This is a genomic window from Streptomyces sp. NPDC005648 (genome assembly GCF_040605395.1).
Lineage (GTDB): Bacteria > Actinomycetota > Actinomycetes > Streptomycetales > Streptomycetaceae > Streptomyces.
Map to the genome: position 1 here is coordinate 24,672 of NZ_JBEXCS010000109.1, position 6,856 is coordinate 31,527.

The window sequence follows — 6,856 nt, forward strand, 5'->3', positions numbered from 1 at the left end:
GGAGCCCACGCATATCCGTTGACGATCACAGGGGACGAGGAAGGATCGCATGGGGGACGGGAAGAGTGCCGCGGACGCCGACCGGCGCCTGGGCCGGCGTGCGCTGTTCGTCGGCGGCGCGGCGGCCGCGGTCGGTACGGCCGCGCTGGCCCGCGAGGAGCTGGCCCATCTGTGGTGGCGGCTGCCGGGGGTGGAGAAGCCGCGGGTGGCGGGCGCGGTGGACTTCCGGGGCGCCCGGTGGATCGCGGCCTCCTCGGCGAACTACCGGCGGGCGGACCGGCCGGACGACTACCCGATCGACCGGGTGGTGGTCCATGTCACCCAGGGCGGCTACGCGAGCGCGGTGAAGGCCTTCGAGGACCCCGGCCACCGGGCCGCGGCCCACTACATCGTCCGCGAGGACGGGCGGATCACCCAGATGATCCGGGAGCTGGACGTGGCCTTCCACGCGGGCAACCGGGAGTACAACGAACGCAGTGTCGGCATAGAGCACGAGGGGTTCGTCGAGCGCCGGTCCTCGTTCACGGACCCGATGTACGCCTCCTCGGCGCGGCTGACGGCCGCGATCTGCGGGCGGTACGGCATACCCGTCGACCGGGAGCACATCATCGGGCATGTGGAGGTGCCGGGGACGGACCACACCGATCCGGGGCGGTACTGGGACTGGGACCGGTACATGGGGCTCGTGCGCTCGGCGAGGGCAACGAACGCGTAACGGCTTCCTGCGGGACGACGTGTCCGTTGCGTCCCGGCCGCCCCGCGCGATCAGGCATTCCTCAACTTCGCGTTCTCGCATGGGAGTTAACAGCCCTCGGGGCTCACGGCACCCTCACAGCGCTCGCGGCTCGCTCCTATTTTCAGCCCAGTCCTCACACAGACCTCAGGTCAAACATCCCGACCCATGGCTGACATCACCAAGCCCGATGACCACACGGGCAACACGAGCGACATGGGCAACACGGGTGCACGTGGCAAGAGCAAGCGCACCAGGACCAGCGGCACCGCCGGCGGCAAGGGTGTGCACCGGCGCAAGTTCCTCGGGGGGATGGCCGGGGTCGGTCTCGGCGCCGTCGCGGGGGCCGGTGGCACCTTCGCGTTCCTGTCCGGGGCGGGTGACAGGGCGAGCGCCGCGACCAGTACCGCGACGCTGACCGTCCCCGACCTGCTGGAGGGCACCACGTCCGGCAGCACCACCACCTTCACGCTGGAGGCGAAGACGGGCACCGCCGAAGTGCTCTCCGGGGTCACCAGCAACACGATGGGCTACAACCAGTCCTTCCTCGGCCCCACCATGAAGTGGACCAACGGCGACACGGTCCTGCTCAACATCACCAACAGCCTGGGCGAGGACACCACCGTCCACTTCCACGGCGCCCATGTCCCGGCCAAGATGGACGGCGGCCCCCAGGTCGCCTTCGCCGACGGGAAGACCTGGTCCCCGACGTTCACGGTCAAGGACGACGCGAAGACGCTCTGGTACCACCCGCACGCGCTGGGCACCACGGCCAAGCAGGCCGTGCACGGACTGGCCGGGATGATCATCGTGGAGGACGACTCCACGGCCTCCTCCGACCTGCCCAGCACCTACGGCACGGACGACATCCCGCTCATCTTCCAGAGCCTGGCGACCGACAGCAGCGGTGACATCAAGTACAACCTCACGGGCTATCTGAGCAGCGGACTGAGCTACCCGCTCCTGCTGAACGGCACCAACGTCGACGACACCACCCTCACCTTCACGGCGACGAAGACCCGCACCCGGTTCCGCTGTCTGAACGCCTCGCCGTCCGACATCATCACCATCCAGCGCAGCGACGGCGGCACGCTGAACCAGATCGCCACCGACCAGGGTTATCTGACCGCGGCCACCGAGGTGGACTCGATCCGGCTGGTGGCCGGGGCGCGTGCCGAGTTCGTCCTCGACCTGTCGGACGCGGTGACCCTGCAGGCCGTGGTCACCACCGGCTGGGTGCGGGGCGGCAGCGGCACCTACGACGTGCTCGCGATCACGGCGTCCGGCACCGACACCCCGGACGACCTGCCGAGTTCGCTCAACACCATCGACCGGTACGACACCAGCGGCTTCACCGCCCGCACCATCACCCTCGGGCAGAGCGGCACGACGATGACGATCAACGGCTCGGCGGGCACCAGCATGTCCTCCATGGCGATGATCAGCACCACGCTGGGGTCCAAGGAGATCTGGACGATCAAGAACGGCACCCAGCTGGAGCACTCGTTCCATCTGCACGACGTGCCCTACCAGTTGATCTCCATCAACGGATCGGATCCCACCGGCGTCGAACTGGGCTGGTACGACACCTACGAAGTGGTCGGCGGCGGCTCTATCGAGATCGCCATGGAGTTCACCGACTTCTCCGACGACACCTATATGTACATGCTCCACTGCCATCTGCTGCAGCACGAGGACGAGGGCATGATGGCGTCCCTGATGGTGACGGAGAGCTAGTGCCGCAACAGGCAACGTTCGCCCCGTCGCGACGCCCGGCACGCACCGGACGCCGCTCCTTGAGGTGCAAACGTTGCCTGCCGCGGCACTAGGCGCCCGCCGCGGAGACGTGGCTCAGGTCAGCCCGGCGGCTCGAGCACGCTCGACCGCCGGGCCGATCGCCTTGGCGACCGCCTCCACGTCGCTCTCGGTGGAGGTGTGGCCGAGGGAGAAGCGCAGGGTGCCGCGGGCCAGGTCCGGGTCGGTACCGGTGGCCAGCAGGACATGGCTGGGCTGGGCCACGCCCGCGGTGCAGGCGGAGCCCGTCGAGCACTCGATGCCCTGGGCGTCCAGAAGCAGCAGCAGGGAGTCGCCCTCGCAGCCCGGGAAGGTGAAGTGGGCGTTGGCCGGCAGCCGGCCGCCCGGTGCCGGGTCACCGCCGAGGATCGCGTCCGGGACGGCCGTACGGACGGATTCGACCAGGGCGTCGCGCAGGGCGCCGATCTCGTCGGCGAACCACGCGCGCTGTTCGGCGGCGAGCCGGCCGGCGACCGCGAAGGAGGCGACCGCGGGGACGTCGAGGGTGCCGGAGCGGACATGGCGCTCCTGGCCACCGCCGTGCAGAACCGGTACGGGGGTGTGCTCGCGGCCGAGGAGCAGGGCGCCGATGCCGTACGGGCCGCCGATCTTGTGGCCGGAGACGGTCATCGCGGCGAGGCCCGAGGCGGCGAAGTCGAGGGGGACCTGGCCGAAGGCCTGGACCGCGTCGGCGTGCAGCGGGACGCCGAACTCCGCCGCCACGTCGGCCAGTTCACGGACCGGCATGATCGTGCCGATCTCGTTGTTGGCCCACATCACGGTGGCGAGGGCGACGTTCTCGGGGTCGCGGGCGAGGGCTTCACGCAGGGCGTCCGGGTGGACGCGGCCGTAGGGGTCGACCGGCAGGTACTCGACGGTCGCGCCCTCGTGTTCGCCGAGCCAGTGCACCGCGTCGAGGACGGCGTGGTGCTCGACGGGGCTGGCGAGGACACGGGTGCGGCGGGGGTCGGCGTCGCGGCGGGACCAGTACAGGCCCTTCACCGCGAGGTTGTCGGCCTCGGTGCCGCCGGAGGTGAGGACGACCTCGCTGGGGCGGGCGCCGAGGGCTTCCGCGAGGGTCTCGCGGGACTCCTCGACCGTACGGCGGGCCTTGCGGCCGGATGCGTGGAGGGAGGAGGCGTTGCCCGTGATGCTCAGCTGGGCCGTCATCGCCTCGACTGCCTCGGGAAGCATCGGGGTGGTCGCGGCGTGGTCGAGGTATGCCATGGTGCGACGATTCTACGGGCCGACTCGGCGAGCCTCGCTGTGAGGTCGCCCGGGTTCACGGCCGCCCGTGAGGGCGGCTCACAGGCTCCAGGAAACCGTGTTCGACATCTGCATCACGACCGCCAGGACCACGAGGTCGGCGACGCCCAGGGTCAGGCCCAGGAACGCGCGGCCACGGCGCCGGGTGCCGCGCCACAGGGAGACGGCGGCGAGGGCGATGGCGATCGGGCCGAGGAAGACGTTCAGGACCAGCAGGCCCAGGAGGCCCAGGATGAAGGACGCGACGGCCATGCCGTCGGCGTCACGGCGGGTCCGGGTGGGAGCGGTGGTGGCATTGCCGGCGGGGGCGGTGAGTTGCATGACGGTCAGCTCCAGACTGACGTAGGGACGGTGGGGCGGCGGATCAGTGGGTGCGGCGGCCGTGCCGCTCGCGGAGCGCGAAGATGCCGAGCCAGGCGGCGATGACGACGGCCGCGACCAGGGTGAAGGTGATCGGCGCGTGGGCCACGGTGCCCAGCACGGCGCCGAAGAGCAGAAGGGCGGCGACGAGGAACAGCATGGGATGTATCCCCCTCCGAGGCACCTCGTGGGGCGCCTCTCGTTACGGTTCGGTGAACAGTTGTAGTTACACTTGTTCACTGACTTCAGAGTCTAGCGCGCTCTCGGCTTTCCAAATACAGAGAACAGTTGTTAACTGGATGACATGAGTCACACCCTCGGCATCCGGCAGGTCCAGAAGCAGAAGACCCGGCAGGCACTCCTGGACGCGGCGCTCGGCCTGCTGGAGGAGCAGAGCCTGAGCAGCCTGGGCCTGCGCGAGGTCACCCGAGCCGTCGGCGTCGCTCCGACCGCCTTCTACCGGCACTTCCGCTCCACCGCGGATCTCGGCGTGGCCCTGGTCGAGGAGGCGCTGGGCAGTCTGCATCCGATGATCCGCACGACGGTCACCACGGCGGACAGCAGCGCCGAACGCATCACGCGCGCTATCGAGTTGATCGCCGGTCATGTCGACGCGTACCCCGCACACGTCCGTTTCATCGCCCGTGAGCGACACGGCGGGGTCCAGCCGGTGCGCGAGGCCATCCGGGACCAACTCGCCCGGTTCGCCGAGGAGGTGAGCACCGAGCTCGCCAAGGACCCCGAGTCCGAGGGCTGGAGCGAGGACGACCTGCTGATGCTGGCCCATCTGTATGTCGACCAGATGCTGATCACCGCCTCCCTGTTCCTGGAGGCTCTGGAGGGCACGGCGGCGGACCGGGAGCACGTCACCCAGGTGGCGAGCCGGCAGATGCGGCTCATCAGCATCGGACGGCACCACTGGCCGACGGGCTGAGTCCGGCCGGGTCCGGGCACGACGGGGGGGGCGGCGCCCCCGTTCACCGGGAGTGCCGCCCCTGCCGTACGCCGTGCGAGGTCAGCTCTTCTTGGTGGCCGCCTGGCTCGGGGCACCGCTGGGCGCGCCGCTGGGGGCCGCGCCGCCCTGACCGCCACAGCCGCCCATCCCGCCACCACCCGGACCACGCCGACCGCCGCCCCACCCACCACCGGGGCCCCCGGTGGGCGCGCCGCTGGGCATGCCTGACGGAGTGCCGGTCGGCCTGGTGCCCGCCTTGCGGGTGGGCGCGCCCGACGGGGCACCGCTCGGCATGCGAGAGGCCTTGCCGGTGGGCCGCGAACAGGCCTGCCGCTGACCGGAGTTGCCGCTGCCGGAGGAGGACGAGGAGTCGCTGGAACCGCAGGCCGCCAGGACCAGAGGCGAGAGCGCCAGCAGGGCCACGGCGGGGACGAGACGCACACGCTTCATGAGAGACAACTCCAGGGAGGATGAGAGTTCTTGAGGCGGGAACTCAATCAACGGCGCTTGGGCCTTCCTTGAGCCCCCGCTGTCCCCGGCCTGTGACTGAGGTAAAGCACACCCCAAGAAACCTCCCTGACCTGCGTCTTCACATCTCCGCGTCGCTCACTCGCCGGTACAGCTCCGTGACAGAGGCGGCCGCGGCGGCCAGTTCGGCGCGCACCTCGGGCGGCGAGAGGACCTCGACATGGTCGGCGAACTGGAGGAGTTGACGGGCCTCCCGGACGACGGTGTACGACAGCCGTGCGGCCACCCACTCGTCCTCGCCCACGGCGTCGGGGAGTTCGGCGAGATGGGCTGCGTTCAGGCGCAGGAACAGGTCGAGGCGGCTGCGCCGGACCCGCACCGACACATCCAGCCCGCCGGGCCGTTCCTCCACCTGGCGACGCAACTCCTCCCAGACAGAGGCGAGTTCGACCCCGGAGCGGCGCCGCACCCCGTCCTCCAGGACCGTGGCCGCCCGCACCCGGTCGGCCCGGAACAGCCGCGGCCGCCCACGCCGGTCGGCGACCAGGTACCAGACGCCGGCCTTCGAGACGAGCCCGTACGGGTCCACGGTGTACGTCCGCGGCTCCTGCTCCCCGCTGTGCCGGTACCGCAGCCTGAGCCTGCGGTCGGCGAACACGGCGTCCTGCAGCACCTCCAGGTCCACCGCCTTCCGCGGGCCGCCCTTCCAGCGGGTGGCGTCGACGAGGATGCGCCGGCTGGTCACCTCGGCGGCGAGGCGGTACGGCGCCGGCAGCGCGGCCATCACCTTGCGCAGGGCCGAGCCCAGGGCCGCGTCCAGACCCAGCGCGGCATGCGCGCCCCGGGCGGCCAGGATGAACAGCGCGCGGGACTCGTCGGCGGTCAGCCCGGTCACGTCCGTACGGAACCCGGCGAGCAGTTCGATGCCCCCGTGCCGCCCGCGTTCGGCGTAGACGGGGACGCCGGAGGCCGACAGCGCCTCGACGTCCCGGTAGATGGTCCGCACCGACACCTCGAGCCGCTCGGCGAGTTCATGCGCGGGGATCCGCCCGCGGGTCTGCAGGAGCAGCAGGATCGACAGCAGACGGTCGGCCTTCACGGCATCAGAATCCCCACTCCGTGAGCCCGCCGCAATGAACGCCGTCCCGAGCAGCTCGACGGACCCGAGTTCGCGCCGGCCACGGCCCGCCGCATGCCGCCCGCCCCGCCCCGCCCCGGCCCGGCCGGGGCGGGGCGGGGCGGGGCAGGTAGGAAGAGGACACGTCTGTACTCCACTCACC

The 6,856-nt window shown here is 70.9% G+C and carries 8 protein-coding genes; 3 read left to right on the forward strand and 5 right to left on the reverse strand.

The window, feature by feature from the left end:
* Nucleotides 1-49: 49 nt before the first annotated feature.
* A complete protein-coding gene (locus tag ABZT17_RS39085; RefSeq protein ID WP_356356475.1) occupies nucleotides 50-715 on the forward strand; it encodes an N-acetylmuramoyl-L-alanine amidase in 666 nt (221 codons plus the stop codon).
* Nucleotides 716-949: 234 nt separating this feature from the next.
* Nucleotides 950-2,470, forward strand: coding sequence for a multicopper oxidase domain-containing protein (locus tag ABZT17_RS39090; RefSeq protein ID WP_356356489.1), 1,521 nt, complete (start codon nucleotides 950-952; stop codon nucleotides 2,468-2,470).
* A gap of 114 nt (nucleotides 2,471-2,584) precedes the next feature.
* Here ABZT17_RS39090 and ABZT17_RS39095 read toward each other — a convergent pair whose 3' ends face one another.
* From ABZT17_RS39095 to ABZT17_RS39105, 3 genes are all read right to left on the reverse strand, one after another.
* A complete protein-coding gene (locus ABZT17_RS39095; protein WP_356356477.1) occupies nucleotides 2,585-3,754 on the reverse strand; it encodes a cysteine desulfurase family protein in 1,170 nt (389 codons plus the stop codon).
* A gap of 78 nt (nucleotides 3,755-3,832) precedes the next feature.
* The gene (locus tag ABZT17_RS39100; RefSeq protein WP_356356479.1) at nucleotides 3,833-4,114 is read right to left on the reverse strand and encodes a DUF4190 domain-containing protein; all 282 of its coding nucleotides are present in this window, start codon (nucleotides 4,112-4,114) and stop codon (nucleotides 3,833-3,835) included.
* 43 nt (nucleotides 4,115-4,157) lie between these two features.
* The gene (locus ABZT17_RS39105; RefSeq protein WP_356356481.1) at nucleotides 4,158-4,313 is read right to left on the reverse strand and encodes a hypothetical protein; all 156 of its coding nucleotides are present in this window, start codon (nucleotides 4,311-4,313) and stop codon (nucleotides 4,158-4,160) included.
* Nucleotides 4,314-4,457: 144 nt separating this feature from the next.
* Between ABZT17_RS39105 and ABZT17_RS39110 the strand changes: the two genes are divergently transcribed.
* Nucleotides 4,458-5,087, forward strand: coding sequence for a TetR family transcriptional regulator (locus ABZT17_RS39110; protein WP_356356483.1), 630 nt, complete (start codon nucleotides 4,458-4,460; stop codon nucleotides 5,085-5,087).
* Between the two features lie 81 nt (nucleotides 5,088-5,168).
* Here the strand turns inward: ABZT17_RS39110 and ABZT17_RS39115 are convergent, their stop codons facing one another.
* Nucleotides 5,169-5,558 (reverse strand): hypothetical protein, encoded by a 390-nt coding sequence (locus tag ABZT17_RS39115; RefSeq protein WP_356356485.1) that lies wholly within the window; start codon nucleotides 5,556-5,558, stop codon nucleotides 5,169-5,171.
* Nucleotides 5,559-5,697: 139 nt separating this feature from the next.
* The gene (locus ABZT17_RS39120) at nucleotides 5,698-6,675 is read right to left on the reverse strand and encodes a YafY family protein (protein ID WP_356356487.1); all 978 of its coding nucleotides are present in this window, start codon (nucleotides 6,673-6,675) and stop codon (nucleotides 5,698-5,700) included.
* Nucleotides 6,676-6,856: the final 181 nt, after the last annotated feature.

Coding starts and splice junctions, on each gene's coding strand:
- ABZT17_RS39085 (WP_356356475.1), top strand. CDS start 50: ATGGGGGACGGGAAGAGTGCCGCGGACGCCGACCGGCGCCTGGGCCGG.
- ABZT17_RS39090 (WP_356356489.1), top strand. CDS start 950: ATGGGCAACACGGGTGCACGTGGCAAGAGCAAGCGCACCAGGACCAGC.
- ABZT17_RS39095 (WP_356356477.1), bottom strand. CDS start 3,754: ATGGCATACCTCGACCACGCCGCGACCACCCCGATGCTTCCCGAGGCA.
- ABZT17_RS39100 (WP_356356479.1), bottom strand. CDS start 4,114: ATGCAACTCACCGCCCCCGCCGGCAATGCCACCACCGCTCCCACCCGG.
- ABZT17_RS39105 (WP_356356481.1), bottom strand. CDS start 4,313: ATGCTGTTCCTCGTCGCCGCCCTTCTGCTCTTCGGCGCCGTGCTGGGC.
- ABZT17_RS39110 (WP_356356483.1), top strand. CDS start 4,458: ATGAGTCACACCCTCGGCATCCGGCAGGTCCAGAAGCAGAAGACCCGG.
- ABZT17_RS39115 (WP_356356485.1), bottom strand. CDS start 5,558: ATGAAGCGTGTGCGTCTCGTCCCCGCCGTGGCCCTGCTGGCGCTCTCG.